Origin of the sequence: Flectobacillus rivi (assembly GCF_030056655.1) — a bacterium.
In the GTDB taxonomy this organism is placed as follows: domain Bacteria; phylum Bacteroidota; class Bacteroidia; order Cytophagales; family Spirosomataceae; genus Flectobacillus; species Flectobacillus rivi.
Window position 1 is genome coordinate 22,599 of record NZ_JASHIE010000019.1, and the last position, 22,526, is coordinate 45,124.

Here is a 22,526-nt window from a genome sequence, read left to right on the forward strand (position 1 = left end):
TTCGCACGTGCTACAAGCAGTCAATATTTCAAAATCATTCCCTGGTGTGAAAGCATTGAAGGGCGTAAACTTGAATTTTTATCCTGCCAAAGTCAACGCCATTTTAGGAGAAAATGGGGCAGGGAAGTCAACGCTCTTAAAAATTCTCACAGGCGTATATCCCGATTACGAAGGCGAAATACATTTGAATGGACAAGTTGTAAAATTTAATCATATCAAAGATGCTCAAAAAGCTGGAATTTCGATTATTCATCAAGAACTAAACTTAATTCCTACATTGACCATCGCTGAGAATATTTTTTTAGGTCAAGAAATTGAAAATCAGTGGGGAATGCTCGATTATTCGGGTATGAAAAAAGTTACGAATCAATTACTTCAAAGATTAGAACTGAAACTTTCGCCTGATACCTTGGTTCAAAATTTAAAAGTTGGTGAACAACAACTCATCGAAATTGCCAAGGCTTTATTGATTGATGCACAAGTGATTTTGATGGATGAACCCACTTCGGCGCTGACCAATGCCGAGATTGATAATCTCCACCGTATTATTGCTGAACTCAAAAAAGAGGGTAAAACGATTGTGTATATTTCGCACAAAATGGAAGAGCTTTTTCGTATTGCCGAAAAATACACCGTTATGCGTGATGGCTGTAGCGTAGCAGAAGGTGATATGTCAGACACTACAGAGCAGGCATTGATTCGACAAATGGTGGGTCGTGAGGTGACGATTGAGAAAAAAGCTAAAACTCAAATCTCAAAAGAGGTAATCTTAAACATTCAAAATTTTACCCTTCCTCACCCCAAACTCAAGAATCGTAACTTATTAGACGATATTTCATTAACTCTTCACCACGGCGAAATCTTAGGGATTTTTGGGTTGATGGGCGCAGGACGTACCGAATTGCTCGAAAGTATTTTTGGGTTAAACAGTACAGCCCTGAAAGGTTCGATGGTCGTACACCAAAAGCCAGTAAAGATTCAATCGCCTAAGGATGCCATTGCCAATGGGATAGCTTTTGTAACGGAAGACCGCAAAACAGAAGGCTTAGTCTTGGGAATGAATATCGCCTCCAATATTTCACTTACTACATTGGCTAGCGACAAATTGCTTGATGCTCGACAAGAGCAACAAAATGCGCAAAGCTATATCGATTCGTTGGCAATTAAAACCCCTTCTTCACAACAGCTTTGTTTGAATTTGAGTGGAGGAAATCAACAAAAGGTGGTTCTTGCCAAATGGCTGGCGACTAACCCTAGTATTTTGATGCTCGACGAACCCACCAGAGGAATTGATATTAATGCCAAAAACGAGATTTATGAATTAATCAAAAAACTTTCGCAAGAAGGGAAAAGCTTTATTGTAGTCTCTTCTGAGATTCCTGAACTACTAGCTTTAGCCGATCGATTTTTGGTTATGTCTGGCGGACGTATTACTGCTGAGTTGAGTGCAGAGGAAGCCAACGAAGATAAATTGTTGAAGGCTGCAATTTTATAAATTACTTTATTCGATTCTTTTTCAAATAGTTATAAACATACAATGAACAAAGAACTATTAAAAAAATCACAATCACTGATTGCACTTCTGTTGCTCTGTATTGTCATAAGTATTCTTTCAGATAAATTTCTTTCTGCCAATAATATCTGGAATGTACTTCGTCAGATTTCGGTAAATGTCTGTATTTCCACAGGTATGACCTTGGTTGTCTTGATGGCAGGAATCGACTTGTCGGTTGGTTCTGTATTGGCATTTACTTCGGTGATTTGTGCAGGTTTGCTCAAAGACGGAATTACCATTGGAGCACTGAATATTCATGTGGGTTTTACCATTTTTGGCAGTATTTTGGCCGCTATTATTGTAGGCTTATTGATTGGACTTTTCAATGGCTTTGTGATTACCAAATTCTCTTTGCCACCCTTTGTGGCAACGCTTGCGATGCTCACAATAGCCCGTGGTGCAACTATGCTTTATACCCAAGGAATTCCCATTTCTAACCTAGGTCCAAAATTTGAATATATTGGTTCTGGTTGGTTGATTGGTATTCCTGTACCTGTCTGGATTTCGATTTTATTGGTATTATTGGTGGTGTTTATTAGTCAAAAAACAGCTTTCGGACGTCATATCTATGCGATTGGAGGTAATGAAAAAGCAGCTTTTCTGTCTGGAATCAATATACAAGTTACCAAGCTTATCGTGTATGGCATTTCAGGAATGATGGCGGCAGTGGGAGGAATCATGGTTACTTCTCGACTCAATTCGGCACAGCCAAATGCGGGTGCAAGTTACGAACTCGACTCTATTGCAGCAGTAGTAATTGGGGGAACTTCGCTATCAGGAGGTATTGGTACTGTGACTGGCACTGTGATTGGCGCAGCGATTATTGGGGTACTCAACAATGGCTTGGTGCTATTGAATGTATCACCGTTTTGGCAACAAGTAGTAAAAGGTTTGGTGATTTTATTAGCCGTAATTATTGACCGTAAGAGTAAAAAATAATGAAATATATTTTAGCCATTGACCAAGGTACAAGCAGTACTAAATCCATAATTTTTGATAACCAAGGAAAAGTTATCAGTAAAGGTCATGCCGATTTACATACCAATTATTTCGATAATGGTTTTGTGGAACAAGACCCAGAAGAGATTTTCCAAAATGTATTAACTTCTGTGAGTCTGTGCTTGGAGGATTTTCAGCAAAAAGGATACAATCCCAAGGATATTGCTTCGTGCGGCATTAGTAATCAGCGAGAAACGTTTGTGCTTTGGGACAAAACAGGAAAAGCACTTTCGCCAGCCGTGGTTTGGGCTTGCAAAAGGTCTACGCAGGTTTGTGAAAATCTCATCAATCAAGGGCAAAATGAGTTGATAAAACAACATACAGGTTTGATTATTGACCCATATTTTTCAGGAACTAAATTACTTTGGTTATTGGAAAATAACTCGGATTTAAAGGTTCAACTCGATCAAGGAGAGGTATATTTTGGTACCGTGGATTGCTGGCTTTTATACAAACTTACCGAAGGTAAATCGTATAAAACTGACCATACCAATGCACACAGAACCCTTTTGCTCAATATTCATTCTTTGACTTGGGATAAAGAAATATTAGCACTTTGGGGGCTCGAGAAACTTCATTTGCCCGAAGTGCACCCTTCTTCGTACGATTATGGCAACTGGACTTATTCAGACGAAAAATCTGCTGTAGGAGTCTTGGCACAAAATCAATTGCCTATTACTGCCCTCATTGGCGATTCTCATGCGGCAACATTTGGAGAAGGCTGTTTCGAAAAAGGAACTGCCAAAGCAACGCTAGGCACTGGCTGTTCGATTATGTCCAATATTGGCAATGAACCATTAATTTCCTCAAATGGCATGCTAACCACCGTTTGCTGGAGTGTAGAGGGAAGAGTAGATTATGCGTTTGAAGGAGCAATTGTTTCATGTGGCTCAACAATTGAGTGGTTGAAAAACGAAATGAAATTTTTCAATCATCCTACTGAAACCGAAGAGTTAGCTCAAAAAGTAAAAGATAATGCTGGCGTATATCTGATTCCTGCCTTTAGTGGCTTAGGTGCACCACATTGGCAAATGAGCCGAAAAGCTTCTATTCAAGGTATCACTTTTGGTACAAGTATCAACCATATTGTTCGTGCTGCCTTGGAAAGTATTCCTTACCAAATCAAAGATGTACTCGATGCTATGAGTAAGGATATGGGCAAAGACTTTAGTTCGATTTCAATCAATGGAGGTATTAGTCACAACAAATTTGTCACTACTTTCTTGGCTGATTTACTGGGTTTTTCCATCAAAAAACAAGCTAATCATGATATATCGGCATTAGGTGCTGCGTATTTGGCAGGTCTTAAAAGCGATGTTTATCAGAGCATTGATGCTTTGTCAGAACTTTGCAAAGCCAATATTACCAGCATCGAACCTGCTGACAACACCCATGTTCAGACCTATTATGAAGGTTGGCAAAAAGCCTTAAATGGATAAGAAATGAATTCTACGGAATAATGATATTTTTCTGTCAGGGTACGACAGAAGTATTGATGCAGAATTATGAATTGTGAATGTAATTTTTTAATTATCAATATATTACATTCACAATTTATAAAATATTATTTTGCTTTAGTATATTATTTGTATCCAAATAGAAACAATCACACCTTTCTTAACACCTCACTTTACAAAAGCTCCCATTAATTAACAATTGAGTTTCAAGGTAAAATAAAGACTGAGCTGATTAGTATTTAGTGTGCTGATTACGAGAATCTTATATTTAAAATTTGCGACTCACAATTCATAATTAATACTCACTATCCATGAAACACATTTTATTAACGATGACACTGCTGTTTGGAATGTTGCAAACGGGTGTAGCTCAAAATAAACCTCGTACTATCGTCACCACAGATGGAGAGATAGACGACGTTGATTCGTTTATTCGAATGCTATTGTATAGCAACGAATTCCATCTCGAAGGACTCATTTATAGTAGTTCGCAGTGGCATTATAAAGGTGATGGAAAAGGAACGGTTTTTACTTCAGAAATGGAAATGACCGCCAAGTTGTATGGTACTAAAACGTCGCTTCGTTGGCCAGGAACGCAATGGATTCAAGATTTATTGAAAGAGTATTCAAAAGTATATCCTAATCTGTTGAAGCATGATAAAGCATATCCAAGTCCAGCATACCTGACAAAGCTTATTCGTGTGGGAAACATTGATTTTGAAGGTGAAATGGAAAAAGATACAGAGGGGTCAAACTTTATCAAAGCCAAATTGCTAGATAATGACATGAGTCCTTTGTTTCTACAGATTTGGGGTGGCACCAACACCATTGCAAGAGCCTTAAAGTCTATCGAGGATGAATATGGAAAAGCTCCTCAATGGAAATCAATTTATGAGAAAGTTTGTAAAAAAACGGTACTTTATGCTGTACTAGACCAAGATGCTACCTATCGCAAGTATGTTTCGGTTAAATGGCCTGATATTAAAATTTTCTATAACTCAAATCAATTTTGGTGTTTTGCCTATCCTTGGCCACGTGTAGTTCCTGAGGCATTGCAGCCGTATTTGAGAGGAGCATTTATGGGTAAAAATATTATCAAAAATCATGGGCCATTATTAGAAAAATACTATTCATGGGGCGATGGACAAAAGCAAGAAGGCGACGACGATCATAAACATGGTACATTGGAGGAAATGAATAAACAGAAGATGACCCAATATGACTTTATTTCAGAAGGAGATTCGCCTGCGTATTTTCAATTGATTGATGTAGGTTTAATGAACAAAAATAACCCTGAGTATGGTGGTTGGGGTGGAAGAATGGTTCAATCTACCTCAAACCCACATCGTTGGGAAGATGGCAATCATGTAAAAGATTATAATCCTTATACTAAAAAAGAAGATACAGCATTCCCACAAACTCGTTGGGTAGAAGCGCTGCAATTAGATTTTGCTGCTCGTGCAGATTGGTGTATCAAACCTTATGCTGAAGCCAACCATGCACCAAAATTGAGTCTCAAAAATGGAAACTTCAAGAAAGTAAAAGCTGGACAAAGTGTATTATTGGAAGCAAGTGCTACAGACCCCGACAAAAATCAGGTGGCATTTACCTTTTGGCAGTATCCCGAGGCGGGTACATATCCTCAGTCTGTAAAGATTAGCCCTGAAGGAAATAATAAAGTTAAAGTAGCCATTCCATCGGATGCCCAGAAGGGACAAACGATTCATATTATTGTAGAAGGTCGCGATAATGGAACGCCAGCTATTATTCGCTATCAAAGAGCAATTTTAACAGTGGAATAATTCTTTATTTACGCTTAAAGTATTCTGTTTTATCCCCTAGTGCTGAGTTTATTAGCTCAACTAGGGGATTTTTGTAATTGGTAGATTGCCTTCATTTTCAGGAAACTACTTTGATGATTTTTCTTGAAATAGATCCAAAAAAAGTAAGTACATTCAAGTATGATTTTTTATAGATAAAAGTAAATTAAGAAGTCAGAGAGGGTTATTTTTAAGAGAGAGTCCAGAAAAAAACTCACATAAAAGCTTTGCAATTTTAAATAGTCCTATAGTTTTGTAAATCGAATTTATGAGAACTAATCATTAATAATTCTATTTAAGCCCATCAAAAACACGCCAACACATAGCGATATAGAACTTTTTTCACTTCTTCAGGAGGGAAAGTCAATGGCCTTTGACGAAATTTATGAGCGTTATTGGTCAAAACTATATGCCTATGCCTACAATCGTTTGCGTGACAAAGAAACCTGTGAAGAAATCATCCAGGAAGTATTCGTGAGTTTGTGGGCCAATCGCAAAACGACCAAAATCGAAAGCTCTGTTTCTGGCTATCTCTATCAGGCAGTTAAGTTTCAGATGCTGAATTTCATGAAGTCTACAGAAGTTAGAAATAACTATCTAGCGCAATTTACCCATTTCCGAGAACAACTTTTTGACGATTCCAACAACGAGAGTATTGCCTTCAATGAGCTTCGTATGATGCTGGAAAAAAGCATGAGCGACTTACCCGAAAAATGCCAAGAAGTGTTTCGTATGAGTCGTGTGCAACATTTGAGCATTCAAGAAATTGCCCAGCAATTGAATATTTCGCACAAAACTGTCGAAAACCATTTGACAAAAGCCCTCAAACATCTTCGAGAAGATTTAGGAGATTTTTTGATTTTGATAATCGTATTTGGAATAATGGGATAGGAGTGGATGGACTTTCTTCAAAATTGAGAAATAATCACTGATTCACCCAATCAACAACCCCTCAATATCTAAGCATTTTTACTCAAAAATAAGTTTTTATTAAATTTTTTTCTTTTGGAGTAGGTGTAATTGCATCTTCAATTTACTTCACTATTAGAAAGGAGTAAAATCATATTTGGTATTTTTCGAAAATGTCCAAATATTCTTTGAGTCCTTTTATAGACTATCATAAATATATGCAAGACCGTAAATTATTAATTCTGTTTGAAAAATATCAGCAAGGGAAGTGTTCGCCTGCTGAGAAAATCTTGATTGAACAATGGTTAGATTCATTGACTGAAAACACGGATGAATCGCTAGAAAAGGAAATCGTTAAAGAAGGTGCTTTGAAGAGTAAAATGTATCAACAAATTCAAGCACGTTTGAGCGAGGAAACCCCTGCTAGAATAATACCATTTGGATTCAATAAGATTGCCAGAATTGCTGCGTCTGTACTATTGGTAATGGGTGGAGTGTTTGCTTTGAGCCCAATGGGTTATGATACGTTTGATTTAAAGAATGAAACTTTTCAAGCCTTTTCGGTTGGAAAAACTAAAAAGGTGATTTTGGAAGATGGCAGTATTATTTGGTTAAAGGGGAACAGTTCATTGACATACCCTGAGCATTTTGTGAATGCTACCCGTGAAGTAAATTTGATTGGAGAGGCGCTATTTGAGGTAGCTAAAGATGCAAGTCATCCTTTTGTCGTTCACTCCAACGGCATGAATACCAAGGTGTTGGGTACAAGTTTTAATATCCGACCAGTTGGCAACCATATCGAAGTGGTAGTATTTACGGGTAAAGTGGCAGTTTCGTTGGCAAATGGTAGTAAGCGTATTTTGGTACTTCCGTCAGAAAAGGCCATTTGTATGCCACAAGAAAAGGAGATTAAAGCAGCAACAGCAGAAAACACTGCGTCTTATTTGCTTAATACAGAGTATAATATGAGTTTTGAAGATGCTCGTATGTCGGATGTATTAGAAAAAATCTCAACCAAGTTTGATGTAGATTTCGAACTTACTAATAATACGATAGGTAACTGTTTAATCACCGCAGATTTTACAGACCAATCTTTGGATAAAACCATGACGATTCTTTGTCAAATTATGAATGGAAGTTATGTGATTGAAGGGAATAAAGTTTTTTTGAAAGCAGAAGGGTGTAGGTAAATTGTTGATTTTTGAGTTGGAGACAAGGATTTTTGGTTTGTTAATAAAACAATCTGTAAGATTGAAAAAGTTATAAAAGTTTTTTGAATATGAGGGGCTTCTTAGAATATGTTTAAATTTTATAAGTCATTAAAAACGTTGTATTTGGTTTAATGAAATCCTATTGTTTGAGCCGTAGGCGAGGTGGTTCGCCACTCCGATTATGATTTCTTGACTTTCTTTTGCGGCCGCCGCTGCGGTTACTTTTCTTGTGTTAGACGGGCACGCCTAGTGAAGAAAAGTAAGGAGTGGCGAAGGGAAATTTTGTTTTTTCGACAAATGCTTAATGTTTTTTTAAAACACGCTCCAATAACAGATATACCATTAACAAATAACATTCAACTACAGAATATTTTAATAAAGAATAATCAATCATTTAGACTAGTTCCAGTAGTCGACATGAGAAGTTAGATAGATAGAAAGAATCAGCGTTTTTGATCTGAAAGAGGTTCTTTCTGAATGAATTAGTTGTTTTAAATTTGAATATAAAATGCTAGTAGTTAGAAAGTTATATTCACGATTCACAACTCATAATTCAGCACTAAAATTTTTATCACTCTAAAAATTAAATTTCCTTAACTAATTCGTCAACCCTTAAAGCCAAAACGTCAAATGAAAAAAATCCAAGCATAAAAAAAGACAAGAGTGGTTCCAGCACTCTTGCCCTCGAATTTATTTGTTTCGTCACACCGCGCGGCAGCGGTGGCGAGAAAATATTGTCTTATCCCTCCATTTCAAAAAAGAATAAAACCCAATCAAAGGTATGACAGAAAATTATCGAATCAAAGAATTAATCCTTCGAATTATGCGGTTTACGATGTGTCAGGCCATCATAATTATGGTGTTCACAGGAATTATTCACGCCCATGTAAATCTTGCACAAGGTGTTCTAAATCAGAATATTGCCGTCAAGGTAGAGAACGTGAAATTAAAGGCTGCTTTAACGCAACTAGAGAAAGAAGCGAAAGTGAAGTTTGTATATAGCAGTAGCCAAATCAATATCAATCAAATTGTATCTATTAACTCTTCAAAAGAAACCTTAGGGAGTGCTTTGGAGGTACTTTTAAAGCCTTTAGGTATCAAATTTTCGGTACAAGACAATCGCATGATTATTTTGTCGAAGGTTGTAGACAACAATTTGAATCTTTTAAAGGCAAACGGTTTGCCCAACGCACAAGCCGAAAGTAGCCAAGGAGAGGAAGTTACAGGAACCGTGGTCGCTGCGGAATCTGGTGAGCCGCTTATTGGGGTTTCGGTGACAGCCAAAGGTACTCCTTTTGGAACAATTACTGACGAAAAAGGTAGATTTAGAGTCATGGCGAAAAAAGGCTATGTGCTACTATTTACCTATGTAGGCTATGAATCGTATAGTGTTACCGTTGGAAACGCGACCAACATCAAAGTTTCGTTGAAACAAGCACTTCGTTCACTAGACGAGGTAGTGGTAATTGGTTATGGTACTTCTTCTAAAAGAATCAATACTGGTTCGGTGACGTCGATTACTTCGGCAGAAATTGGTAAACAGCCAGTATCAAACGTATTAGCTGCTTTGCCAGGTCGTATTGCTGGAGCTCAGATTGCTCAAAATAATGGTTTACCAGGGAGTGCTGTCCAAATTCAAATTCGTGGTCAGGGGTCATTGTCATCAGGAACAATCCCTTTGTACGTGATCGATGGTGTTCCGTTTACCAATTTTAATGGTGGTAGCCCCGCAACTGATAACCTCAATGCTTTCGGTATTTCAGGTGCTAATGGCGGTATCAGTCCATTTAGCATGATTAATCCGAACGATATTGAGCGTATTGATATTTTGAAAGATGCTGATGCAACGGCTATTTATGGTTCTCGTGGAGCGAATGGTGTGGTGTTGATTACGACTAAAAGAGGTCAATCTGGCAAAACAAAATTTGATGTAAACGCTTCAACTGGTTTTACAGAATTGAACCGCTTTATTCCGATGTTGAGCCCTGATCAATATTATGACCTTAGAACACAGGCATTCAAAAACGACGGTGTTACGCCCAATACCAGTAATGCCCCAGACTTGACAGTGTGGGACAGAACCAAAACTACCGACTGGCAAAAGTATTTCTTGGGAGGTACTGGTAAAGTTAATGATGTACAAACGTCATTGTCTGGTGGTGATGCTTTTACCAAATTTATGTTCAATTTGGGATACCGCAATGAAACTACGATTTTCCCTGGTGATTACTCAAGTGCAAGATTTTCGAGTAGATTGAATCTCGACCATAGTACCAGAAATAAGAAATTGAATTTTACCTTAGCATTAAGTTATTCGAAAGATAAAACAAATTTGCCTCAAAGTGATTTGACTTCGGTGTATAACCTTCCTCCGAATTTACCTTTGTACGATGCGAATGGAAAAATGTTTTGGTCGAACAACTTCACCAATCCACTCTCAACTTTGATGCGTCAGAACAATGCTAACACGTCTAATTTGATTAGTAATGCAACCGTTCGTTATAATGTTACAAAAGGCTTAAACTTAAAGGCAAATTTTGGATATACTATTACTGATTTAGAGCAGAAAAACTTGACGCCAGCCTCGGTGTTGAATCCATCGTCGAACCCAACCAGTACTTTAAACTTTGCGGACAATAAGGCTCAAAACTATATTATTGAACCTACAGCGGAGTATGTGAAAGAAATTGGTAAAGGCAAACTTTTGGCAGTAGTGGGTGCAAGCTGGCAACATAATACCTCAAACGGGTTTTCGTTAACTGCCACTAACTATAGTACAGAGGCGTTGTTGAATACCCTTTCGGGTGCTGGATTAGTAACGGTAAACTACAACAATATTGTTGAGTACAAGTACAATGCAATTTTTGGACGTGTAAATTATGATTGGCAAGGCAAATATTTTGTCAATGCTACCTTCCGTCGTGATGGTTCTTCTCGTTTTGGGCCAAATAATCGCTTTGGTAATTTTGGCGCTTTGGGTGCTGCTTGGGTATTCTCACAAGAAGATTTTGCTAAAAGTATCCCAGCTTTGAGCTTTGGTAAACTACGTGCTAGTTATGGTACAAACGGTAACGACCAAATTTCTAACTATTTGTATTTGCCATTGTATAGTACTTCGACAACCTATTTGAGCAATCCTTCGTTGGTGCCAACAACCTTACCAAATGCAGATATTCAATGGGAAACAACTAAAAAGTTTGAAGCAGCTTTAGAATTAGGTTTCTTGAAAGACAAAGTTTTGTTTACCGCAGAATATTACAACAACCGTTCAGGAAATCAAATTGCTTATTTGAGACTACCAACGCAAAGTGGTTATAATGCTATTCAAGCTAACTTACCAGCGTTGATTGAAAATAGCGGTTGGGAATTTGAAGTAAATACAACTAATATCTCTCGTGGTGATTGGAAATGGACAACTACTTTCAACATTACTTTACCACAAAACAAATTGTTGAAATTTGATGGTTTGGAAAATACTTTTTCGAGTAGCTCGTATATTATTGGTCAGCCTATCAACTTTACCAGAGTATTACACTATTTAGGTGTTGACCCTAAAACGGGAGCAGCTCAGTACGAAGACATCAATAAAGACGGTGTTGTTGATTTTAACGACAGATATGTAGCCAAAATCGGAACCCCATATTATGGAGGTTTAGGCAACTCGGTATCATACAAAGGATTCCAATTTGATATTTTCTTCCAATTCAACCATCGTTTCGGACAAACCAATATCATCAATACAAGACCAGGGGCGTTGACTAACCAAAATGCTTCGTATTTGAATATTTGGAAACAAGAAGGAGACATTACTACTATTCCAGGTGCATCGGCTACTGCTGGAACTGCTATTGCCAACTCTTACAATTTCTTTAGTTCGTCGGATGCTTTTTGGGGAGATGCTTCTTATTTGAAAATGCGCTCTGCAAGTGTTTCATACCAGTTCCCTAGTCCAATTGCCAAAGCTATTGGTATGACCAACTGTCGTGTGTTTGTTCAAGGACAAAACTTGTTTACTTGGTCAAAAAACAAATACATTTTGGATACAGAAACACAAGTTTCGGGTGGACCGACTGGTTTGGGAACAGGAACAATTGGGCAAGTATTGCCTCCACTCAGAACCATCATGTTAGGACTTAACTGCTCATTTTAATTGAATTTACTATGATTAATATACATAAATTTAAAAGTGGATTTTGGGCATCAGCCATCGCTATCTCGACTTTGTTTAGCTCATGCGAGTCGTTTGTCGATTTGGGCGCGCCACCTACACAAGTGGTATCGCAAGATGTTTTCAAAGCCGATGCCACTGCTACCAGTGCAGTACTAGGTTTGTATTCAATCGGTAACATGACAAGCTTTGTGCAGGCAAGCACTTTTTACCCAGGCTTGTCGGCAGACGATATTCAATACAATACCGTGAATGCGTCTTATGATGAATTTGAAAATAATGCTTTAACCAATACCAATTCTCTGGTAGAAAACTCGATTTGGTATATTGCGTATCAACAAATCAAAAATACCAATAATGCTATTTACGGTTTGAATCAATCTCAAACGTTGACGCCATCCTTGAAAGACCAATTATTGGGAGAAGCAAAGTTTGTTCGTGCTTTGACTTATTTCTACCTAGTCAATTTGTTTGGAGATGTGCCAATGCCTCTAACTCCTGACGCAGATTATGCTACGAATGCGACTTTGCCTAGAACACCTGCGGCTGATGTTTGGAAACAAATCATTACCGATTTGAAAGAAGCGCAAGCGCAACTTCCTGCTACTTACGCTGGAACGTTTAAGGCTAGAGCCAATAAATATGCCGCTTCGACTTTGCTGGCAAGAGCGTATTTGTACACAAAAGACTGGGCAAATGCAGAAACTAGCGCTACCTCAGTGATTAGTTCGCAAGCCTATACATTGCCAGCTTTGGCAGATGTATTTGTGAATACGAGTAACGAAATTATTTGGCAACAGGCTAATGCTTCAGGAGTATCAACTTTCGGAGGCAATTTCTTGGCTGCTTCTGGTGTGATTCCAGCTTTTACTTTAGTAGATACTCTGTATAAGTCTTTTGAGGATGTCGATTTAAGAAAAACTAACTGGACGGGTGTTACGACTGTTGGTGGCGTAAAATATTACTTTATCAATAAGTACAAAGTAAGAGCAGGTACTGGAAATGAATACAACGTAGGTTTGCGTTTTGCAGAATTGTATTTAATTGATGCGGAGGCTAAAGCGCAACAAGGTAAAATTGCTGAAGCAAAAGCCGACGCAGATATTATTCGTAAAAGAGCAGGATTAGCCGCTTTGACTAGTTCAATTACCAAAGACCAATTGTTATTGGCAATTGAAAAAGAGAGAAAGCTTGAATTATTTGGCGAATGGGGACATCGTTGGCTTGATTTGAAACGTACAGGTCGTGCTGATGCTGTTTTAGGAGGAATTAGAAAAAGTACTTGGAAATCGACCGCAGTATTGTACCCAATTCCAGAAAACCAACGTGCAGCCAATAAAAACCTAACTCAAAACCCAGGGTACTAGGTGCTGATGTAGAATGGTGAGTTAGTAGTATATCCATTTCGGATATCGGATGTTGGATTGCGGAAGTATAACCTACTTTTTTTACCCCAAAAAATGAAGGTACTTTCAGTATTTCCGCAATCAACAATCCTAAATCCGCAATTGTTTGTAACCTTTCAAATAGGTCTAACTTACAATTCCGCACTAATATTCCATGATACCTATTCTTGTTTCAGAGATGTTTTGTAATTTCCTTTTTGAAACAAGAATAGATTTTATGAAAAATTTTGGAAACGCTTTGCTGTGGTTGCTTTTGATAAGTTCTAGTGTTTTGGGACAGAAACAACATGAACAAATCCAAAAGTATCAGATTAGTGGTAAAATAGAAGGGCTTAAAAAACGAAAAGTCTTTTTTAAAAGCTATTTCCACGAAAAGGAAATCATTGACTCGGTTTTCTCACAAGATGGAAGTTTTCGCTTTCAGGGAAAATTGGCATATCCTCAAACTTTCACACTATATCTCAGTCCAATGACGGACGAACGAAAAATAGTGGTACAGGCTGGGAATATGCTGGTAACCGCAAAAGCAGGCGATTTGGAACATGCTCAAATACAAGGTTCAAGTGCCAATGATGACATGGATATTTATCAAGAACAGATAAAACTGGGACGAAAATTTGCCAAAGGAGTCAGCGCAGTGGAGTCAGATAATACGCTGACATCCACCGAAAAGCAAAGAAAGATATATGGCATTTTTACCAAAGTAGAATCTTTTTATGACAGCGTGACTACCGAATTTGTAAAATCTCATCCCAATTCGATCGTAAGTTCGATGGTTATCAAGTCTAGGTTCATGCAGGCAAATCAGGAAGCAAAAGCCCGTGAGAGTTTTGAGGTTTTGACAGATGTTGTGAAGAAATCATTTTATGGAAAAACGATTCAATCTTATTTGTTCGAAAATGAAAAAGTGAGTGTTGGCAAAATAGCCCCTGAAATTACGATACGGGATGTATACGGAAATCCATTCCAATTATCGTCGTTGCAAGGAAAGTTTGTGCTCATTGACTTTTGGGCTAGTTGGTGCGGACCTTGTCGCCAAGAAAACCCCAATTTGGTACAAATGTATCAAGCGTTCAAAGAAAAGGATTTTGAGTTTGTTGGCGTTTCGATTGATGATAACACAAAGAGTTGGACAAAGGCCATAGAGACGGATTCGCTCGAATGGACACAGGTTTGCGATGGAAATGGGATGGAAGGAGAAGTGGCTAAACGCTATTTAATCTCGGCGATTCCTACTAACTTTTTGCTAGATAAAACGGGCAAAATTATCGCCAAAAATTTAAGAGGCGAAGAGCTCAAAAAAGCATTAGATCATTTTATTAAATAGACAAAATTATGAAGTTGGGGCAATACTATTAGGTAGGAGTGCTGAAACTGTTTATTTGGGATATTGGATTTTGGATTTCGGAAGTGTAAGCTTCTATATTTCCGAAATCAGAAATCCCAAATCTGAAATTGTTTGAAATCCTTCGTACACTACTAACTCACAACTCATAATTCATCATTTTCAAAGTTTAACCAATTCTTTTATGAAAAAAATAGTATTGACAATGAGCATTAGCATGCTCGCTGTCACAGGGCTTTTTGCGCAAAAAAAAGCTGTAACTACCGAAAAATACCATATTTCAGGCAAAATCTCAGGTCTTAAAAATGAGAAAGTGTATTTGTCTACTTACAATGGAAAAGACTTTGATGTAGATTCATTGGTGAGTGCCGACGGTGCATTTGTTTTTCAAGGAACCTTAAAACACCCTTCTATTTACAACCTATATCTTGTACCAAAGAAAGAGAGTTTAAGGGTGTTTGTTCAAAGTGGCAATATTGTGGTAACAGCCTCAAAGGATTCAATTAGCAAGGCCACTGTTAAAGGCTCAAAAGCGCATGAAGATTGGATGATTCACCGCAAGCAAATGGATGGTGCTTACGCACTTATGAGCAAGGGAGATAAAATGTATTCTGAAACTAGAAAAAACAAAACTCCTGATAGCTTGGCTATTAGAGAAAAAGCAAGTGCTTTATTTCGTGCAGGAGAAGCGTATGCCGATAGTATCTGTAAGCAATTTATTACCACTCGTCCTACTTCTTTGATTAGCCCATTTATTATTGTTAGCTATTTTACCAGACCAGGTTCTGAAAACAAAGCGAAAGAATATTATGGCTACTTGGCAAAAAATACCAAGGAATCTTTTTACGGACAAGAAGTAAAAACGTTTTTGGATAAAGCAGCCAAAGTAGATGTGGGTCGTATGGCACCTGTGTTTACTATGGCTGATTCAACAGGTAAAGCCTTCAATTTAGCGTCCCTTAAAGGTAAATATGTGCTAGTAGATTTCTGGGCGAGCTGGTGCGGACCATGTCGTAAAGAGAACCCGAATGTTGTGAAGGCGTATAACCAATACCGTGATAAAAACTTTGAAATCGTAGGGGTTTCTTTGGACGATAAAAAAGCCAATTGGATGAAAGCAATTGATGCCGATAAACTCACTTGGATTCATGTTTCTGACCTAAAAGGCTGGCAAAACGAGGCAGCTAAAATGTATGCAGTGGCAGCAGTACCAATGAATTTTTTGTTAGACAAAAACGGTAAAATTATCGCTAAAAACCTTCGTGGTGAAGATTTAGAGAAAAAACTAGCAGAGTTAGTGAAAGAGTAAATGAAAAAAAGGTAAAGTGTTGTAAATCATAAATTTAGGGTTTATGTGCAATGCTTTATCCTTTTTCTCAAACCGTATGCAACAGGTGCTTGATTGGACGAACCTGACAATTAATCCTCTAAAATCAGATGAATAACACATTTGAGAAGTTTATTCATTGTCCTGTTGCTACGGTTTAAGATTAATTAAAATAGACTATCATTTTCGATAAATTATCTGTACCCCATTGCAACTATTCTTCTCATTACCTTTTTGAATTATGCTTCCATCAACAATCAATCCTGCTATTAGTAAGGATTTACAAGAAAAATTTAATCACCTTTGGCATTTGGTGGGCAATACCCCCATGCTGGAGATTTTTTATACCTACAAAGGACAAAAACGCTCTTTGTATGTAAAATGTGAACAATACAATCTCACAGGAAGTATCAAGGATCGAATGGCTTTGTATATCCTGCAAAAATCTTATGAGGAAGGCAAAATCAACCCTGACGACATTATTGTAGAAGCCACAAGCGGTAGTACAGGTATTTCATTTTGTGCTATTGGTCGAAGTCTGGGACATCCCGTACAAATCATTATGCCAGATTGGCTGAGTAAAGAGCGTATGGATATTATTGCCAGTTTTGGAGCAGAAATTACCTTGATTTCGAAGGAAGAAGGAGGATTTTTGGGTAGTATTCGACTTTCTGAAAAAATGGCAGCCTTGAACGATTCGGTGTTTTTGCCAAGGCAATTTGCCAATACTTACAATGCAGATGCGCACCAAATGACCACAGGGAAAGAGATTTGGTTACAACTGCAAAGCATAGATGTATCGCCCGATGCCTTTGTGGCGGGTGTAGGTACTGGAGGTACCGTCATGGGAGTGGGTAGGTATCTAAAATCTCGAAATAAGCATATCAAAGTACATCCTCTCGAACCTGCCGACTCACCAACTCTTTCGGTTGGACGCAAAATTGGCTCACACCGTATTCAAGGAATTTCGGATGAGTTTATTCCTGACATTATTCGATTCGATGAACTAGACGCACCCGTTCAGGCTAGTGATGGCGACTCGATTATTTTGGCGCAAAAGCTAGCTCGCCAACTTGGTTTGGCGGTAGGTATATCGTCGGGTGCTAACTTAATTGGTGCTATTAAGGTGCAAGAAGAGCTAGGAGAGGAGGCAAGAGTAGTAACGATTCTTTGTGATGATAACAAAAAGTATTTGAGCACAGATTTGATGCGTGAAGAACCCGTGAAAGATGGATACTTGTCACCCGAAATAGAGTTTGTCAACTATCGCCCTATCAGTAGGCTGGCATTTCCTTCTCCACGAATGGGTTAACTAGCTTTTCTGAAAAAAAATCACTAAATCGTTCATTGATAAACCTTTATACACAATGAAAAAAATCTTCACCTTGTTCCTGCTCTGTCTAGCGATAGTTGCTGAGGCACAAATCAAAAAGCCGGTAAAGTGGTCATTTAAAGCTACTTATTTGTCTAACAAGGAGGTTCAGTTGACCTTCATCGCCACCATCGATAAGCATTGGCATATTTACTCGCAGCACATTGCAGAGGGCGGTCCTGTACCCACAAAGTTTAAGTTAACTCCTTCGCCAGATTTTGAACTGATAGGAGGCGTTTCTGAGGATAGTAAAGTAGTAAAAGCTTTTGACCAAACTTTTGGCATGGACTTATTGTGGTTCGAAAAATCAGCGAAGTTTTCTCAAAAAATTAAGGTCAAAAGTACAACGACGACCGTCAAAGGTTCGGTGGAATTTATGGTGTGTGACGACACCCAATGTCTTCCTCCAGATGAGTTGGAGTTTTCGATTCCTGTGAAAGTAGAGGAAGAAAAAAGTACGAAGAAAGACACGAGTCTTGTACCAACTCCTCAAAAAGATACCGTTATTCAAGAAGCTAAGGTTGAGACTCTTCCAGTTGCCAGTGTAGATACAGCCAGTAAGGTACAAAGCAGTTCAGCAACAACGCCTCCCAAACAAGAGCAACAAGCCTTGTGGTTAACCTTTTTAGCAGGTTTATTAGGTGGTTTTGCCGCTTTGTTGATGCCTTGTATTTTTCCGATGCTGCCTATGACGGTAAGTTTTTTTACCAAACAAGCTAGCTCAAAGTCTAATGGCATTACCAAATCATTGGTGTATGGGCTGTCAATTATTGTGATATATGTTGCCTTGGGATTATTGATTACCGTATTTTTTGGTGCAGATGCCTTAAATGATTTATCTACCAATGGAATCTTTAACCTTGTATTTTTTGTGATGTTGATTGTTTTTGCAGCTTCCTTTTTTGGAGCATTCGAAATCATGTTACCTGCATCATGGCTCAACGCTTCGGATAAAGGTGCTGATAAGGGAGGCTATCTGGGTATTTTCTTTATGGCAACGACACTAGCTTTAGTTTCATTTTCATGTACAGGACCTATTATCGGAACACTATTAGTACAAGCAGCCACAATGGGACAATTACTAGGTCCAGCCATCGGAATGTTTGGGTTTGCCTTGGCTTTGGCATTGCCGTTTACCTTGTTTGCGATGTTTCCAGCATGGATGAACGCTTTGCCTAAATCAGGGGGATGGTTAAATTCTGTCAAAATTGTCTTGGGCTTTTTGGAGATAGCCTTAGCCTTGAAATTTTTGTCAAATGTAGACTTGGCATATCATTGGCAATGGTTTGACCGTGAAATATTTCTGACACTCTGGATTGCCATTTTTGCTTTATTGACGCTCTATCTTTTGGGCAAAATCCAATTTTCCCATGATTCTCCTGTGGCGTATTTATCAGTGCCACGCCTATTTTTGGCTATTATTTCTCTAGCATTCACGGTTTATATGGTGCCAGGTTTGTGGGGTGCGCCACTTGACTCGATTGCCGCATTTTTGCCACCACAGCATACCCAAGACTTTGATTTATATACACAAAAAATTGGTGCAGGTAATCCACAAATGAGCCAACATCCAGTTCGAAAATATGGTGAAATTTTTCATGCGCCACTCAATCTTGACACTTTCTTCGATTATGAGGAAGGAATGGCGTATGCAAAAGCCAATCATAAGCCTGTTATGATAGATTTTACGGGTCATGCCTGTGTCAATTGTCGCAAAATGGAGGCAACAGTCTGGTCAAAACCTTCGGTATTGAATCGTCTACAAAATGACTATGTGATTATTCAGTTATATGTTGATGATAAAACCGAATTGGCGAAGTCAGAGCAGTATTTTTCTACTTACAGCCAAAAACAAATTACGACTATTGGTAAAAAATGGAGCGAAATGCAGGCGAAGCAGTTCAATACTAATTCTCAACCTTATTATGTCTTACTAGACAACGAAGGGCAGACATTGGTAAAGCCACAAGGTGCTAATTATGACGAAAACAACTTTTTATCTTTTCTGGAAAGTGGTTTAAAAGCTTTTAAAAAATAATATTAGTCCAATGAAAAAACACATCGTTTTAGCGCTATTTGCTTTTGCAAGTAGTCAGATAACTATTGCCCAAACCAAACTCGTAGAAAAGGTTACAAAGAAAGGCAATGAGTTGGTGATTCCGTACGAGAAATACAAACTCCCAAATGGGTTAACTTTAATTATCCATGAAGACCATTCAGATCCAATAGTCCATGTAGATGTCACCTATCATGTAGGTTCTGCGAGAGAGGAAATTGGAAAATCTGGTTTTGCTCACTTTTTTGAACACATGATGTTTCAAGGTTCTGACCATGTCAAAGATGAAGAACATTTTAAATTAGTCACCGAAGCTGGCGGAACGATGAACGGTACCACCAATCGTGACCGAACCAATTATTTTGAAACCATTCCAAGCAACCAACTCGAAAGAGCTTTGTGGTTAGAAGCCGACAGAATGGGCTTTTTGTTGGATGCGGTTACACAACAAAAGTTTGAAGTACAGCGTGCGACAGTCAAAAACGAAAAAGGACAAAACTATGATAATCGACCTTATGCGGCTGGTGCGGAGTATGTTGCACGTACACTGTATCCGTATGGACATCCTTATTCTTGGCTGACTATTGGTTACGTTGAAGATCTCAACAGGGTAGAAGTGAGTGATTTAAAGAACTTTTTCCTTCGTTGGTACGGACCCAACAATGCTACTCTGACGATTGGAGGAGATGTGAATCCGAAAGAGGTAATCAAATTAGTAGAAAAATACTTTGGCTCTATTCCTAAAGGTCCTGCGGTATCGCCAACCGTTTTGGCGCCATTTTCTATCAACAAAGATAGATATGTGAGTTATGAAGACAATATTCGTTTTCCGATGTTGCAAATGGTATTTCCGACAGTACCATCTTTTCACAAAGACGAGCCCGCATTGGATGTTTTAGCGGAGATTTTAGGCGGCGGAGCAACATCATTATTCTACAAAAATTTTGTAAAAGCACAAAAGGGCATACAAGCTGGCGTGTATAACTCTACTTCTGAATTATCAGGAGAGTTTACCATGACCGTGCTTGGCTTGCCAAACACACCTTTGAGCCAACTTGAACAAATGGTCAGACAAACCCTTGAAGAGTTTGAAAAAAGAGGGGTAACAGATGACGATTTAAAACAATTTAAAGCAAGATATGAGTCAAATGTGGTAAAATCACTTTCGAGTGTGTCAGGCAAAGCTTCACAATTAGCCCATTGCCAGACGTTGGGAGGCGATGCCAATTTGCTAACCAAAGAACATAAGGCTGTTTTGGCGGTGACAAAAGAGGATGTTTTGAGAGTATATCAGCAATATTTGAAAGGTAAATATGGTGTTATTTTAAGTGTTTATCCCAAAGGCAAAAAAGAGCTGATAGCGGCACCAGATAATTACACAGCTTCTCATGAAAAGTATCAAGCACCCGATTATGGATACAAAGGCTTGAAATATGTAAAAGCAAAAGATACGTTCGATAGAAGCAAAAAACCTGAAGCTGGCGCAAATCCAACTTTAAAGATTCCTGCATTTTGGAAAGAAAAATTTGCTAATGGAATCAAAGTTATTGGTAGTTATTCCAATGAGATTCCTTCGGTAACACTATCGTTTTCTATCAAAGGAGGTCATACCATTTCCGCAACGGATTTGTCTAAAGTTGGAGTTGTACCGTTGACAGTGGCGATGATGAATGAGGCTACTCAAAAACATACTACTGAGCAATTGGATGGCATGTTGAGAAAATTAGGAAGTTCGGTGTCGTTCAATGCAGGTGCTGAGGCAATTTATGTCCAAGTGAGTTCATTGACCAAGAATCTCGATGAAACCTTAGCCATTTTGCAAGAAAAATTGTTTGAACCCAAATTTGCTCCAGAAGATTTTGAGCGTTTGAAAAAACAACAACTAGAAGGCATTGCTAATCAAAGTACTCAACCCGCAGCTATTGCTGATAAAGCTTATAGTAAAATTTTGTTCGGCTCCGAAAGTATCCAGTCATATCCTTTAAGTGGAACAGTTGAAACGGTGAAAAATGTCACGTTAGAGGATATTAAAGCACTTTATCAGCAATATTTTGCTCCAAACGTAACGAGTTTGGTGGTGGTTGGCGATATGACAGAAAAAGACCTTTTGCCCAAATTACAGTTTTTGGAAAATTGGAAAGCAAAAAATCTCAACTTGCCAAAGATTGCTCCTAAGCCCAACACTTTGAAGCCTACTTTGTATTTGGTCGATAAAGAGAACGCTCCACAATCCGAAATACGCATAGGTTATCTTACGGACTTTGCGTACACACCTGTAGGCACCTATTATGCTGCTGAGGTAATGAATTATGTTTTGGGCGGAGCATTTAACAGCCGTATCAATTTGAATCTACGTGAAGAAAAAGGATACACTTATGGCGCGCGCTCAGGCTTTGGTAATTCTAGAATTGCCAGCAATTTTACGGCACAAGCTAGTGTAAAAGCAACAGCAACTGATAGCTCAATTGTTGAGTTTATCAAAGAAATTAAGCAATATGCCGACAAAGGTATCACGGAAGAAGAATTGGCTTTTACCAAAAAATCTATTGGTCAAAGTGATGCTCTTAAATATGAGACACAGGCACAAAAAGCTTCCTTTTTAGGGTTGGCATTGGAATTTGAAGAAATGGGGGATTTTGCAGAAAAAAGAAAGCAATTATTAACCACCTTGTCTGCTTCGGAGATTAATACCCTTGCAAAAAAATACTTACCCTACAACAACATGATTATTGTGGTGGTGGGTGATAAAAAAAGCCTAAAACCTAGTTTAGAAAAGTTAGGCTATCCTATCGTTGAATTAGACAAGTAAATTTTAAAGGTAATTTAGTTAAGTTAGATGAAGCAAAAAGCTACTGCTATGATATAGTGTAGCTTTTTTTTATGCTAAAATTTATGTTTGTA

The 22,526-nt window shown here is 38.3% G+C and carries 13 protein-coding genes; all 13 read left to right on the forward strand.

Annotated features, from left to right (window positions below; translation table 11 throughout):
* Nucleotides 1–7 precede the first annotated feature (7 nt).
* Entirely contained in the window at nucleotides 8–1,495 is a 1,488-nt protein-coding gene (locus QM481_RS22105; RefSeq protein ID WP_283383367.1) for a sugar ABC transporter ATP-binding protein, read from the forward strand.
* Between the two features lie 42 nt (nucleotides 1,496–1,537).
* Nucleotides 1,538–2,494: an ABC transporter permease gene (locus tag QM481_RS22110; protein ID WP_283383368.1), complete on the forward strand. Its 957-nt coding sequence runs from the start codon at nucleotides 1,538–1,540 to the stop codon at nucleotides 2,492–2,494.
* Entirely contained in the window at nucleotides 2,494–3,993 is a 1,500-nt protein-coding gene (locus QM481_RS22115) for an FGGY family carbohydrate kinase (RefSeq protein WP_283383369.1), read from the forward strand. The genes QM481_RS22110 and QM481_RS22115 overlap by 1 nt, the downstream gene beginning before the upstream one ends.
* A 329-nt stretch (nucleotides 3,994–4,322) precedes the next feature.
* Nucleotides 4,323–5,813, forward strand: coding sequence for a DUF1593 domain-containing protein (locus tag QM481_RS22120; RefSeq protein ID WP_283383370.1), 1,491 nt, complete (start codon nucleotides 4,323–4,325; stop codon nucleotides 5,811–5,813).
* Nucleotides 5,814–6,161: 348 nt separating this feature from the next.
* A complete protein-coding gene (locus tag QM481_RS22125; RefSeq protein WP_283368814.1) occupies nucleotides 6,162–6,722 on the forward strand; it encodes an RNA polymerase sigma-70 factor in 561 nt (186 codons plus the stop codon).
* Between the two features lie 191 nt (nucleotides 6,723–6,913).
* Nucleotides 6,914–7,930: a FecR family protein gene (locus QM481_RS22130; RefSeq protein ID WP_283383371.1), complete on the forward strand. Its 1,017-nt coding sequence runs from the start codon at nucleotides 6,914–6,916 to the stop codon at nucleotides 7,928–7,930.
* A gap of 802 nt (nucleotides 7,931–8,732) precedes the next feature.
* Nucleotides 8,733–12,101 carry a TonB-dependent receptor gene (locus tag QM481_RS22135; RefSeq protein WP_283383372.1) on the forward strand — a complete coding sequence of 1,123 codons (3,369 nt, stop codon included), beginning with the start codon at nucleotides 8,733–8,735 and terminating at the stop codon, nucleotides 12,099–12,101.
* Between the two features lie 11 nt (nucleotides 12,102–12,112).
* Complete coding sequence (locus QM481_RS22140; protein WP_283383373.1) at nucleotides 12,113–13,486, forward strand: RagB/SusD family nutrient uptake outer membrane protein; 1,374 nt, start codon at nucleotides 12,113–12,115, stop codon at nucleotides 13,484–13,486.
* 256 nt (nucleotides 13,487–13,742) lie between these two features.
* A complete protein-coding gene (locus tag QM481_RS22145) occupies nucleotides 13,743–14,852 on the forward strand; it encodes a redoxin domain-containing protein (RefSeq protein ID WP_283383374.1) in 1,110 nt (369 codons plus the stop codon).
* A gap of 202 nt (nucleotides 14,853–15,054) precedes the next feature.
* The gene (locus QM481_RS22150; RefSeq protein WP_283383375.1) at nucleotides 15,055–16,179 is read left to right on the forward strand and encodes a TlpA disulfide reductase family protein; all 1,125 of its coding nucleotides are present in this window, start codon (nucleotides 15,055–15,057) and stop codon (nucleotides 16,177–16,179) included.
* A gap of 259 nt (nucleotides 16,180–16,438) precedes the next feature.
* Nucleotides 16,439–17,509, forward strand: coding sequence for a PLP-dependent cysteine synthase family protein (locus QM481_RS22155; RefSeq protein WP_283383376.1), 1,071 nt, complete (start codon nucleotides 16,439–16,441; stop codon nucleotides 17,507–17,509).
* Nucleotides 17,510–17,564: 55 nt separating this feature from the next.
* Complete coding sequence (locus QM481_RS22160; RefSeq protein WP_283383377.1) at nucleotides 17,565–19,607, forward strand: protein-disulfide reductase DsbD family protein; 2,043 nt, start codon at nucleotides 17,565–17,567, stop codon at nucleotides 19,605–19,607.
* A gap of 10 nt (nucleotides 19,608–19,617) precedes the next feature.
* Nucleotides 19,618–22,434 carry a M16 family metallopeptidase gene (locus QM481_RS22165; RefSeq protein ID WP_374760923.1) on the forward strand — a complete coding sequence of 939 codons (2,817 nt, stop codon included), beginning with the start codon at nucleotides 19,618–19,620 and terminating at the stop codon, nucleotides 22,432–22,434.
* Nucleotides 22,435–22,526 lie beyond the last annotated feature (92 nt).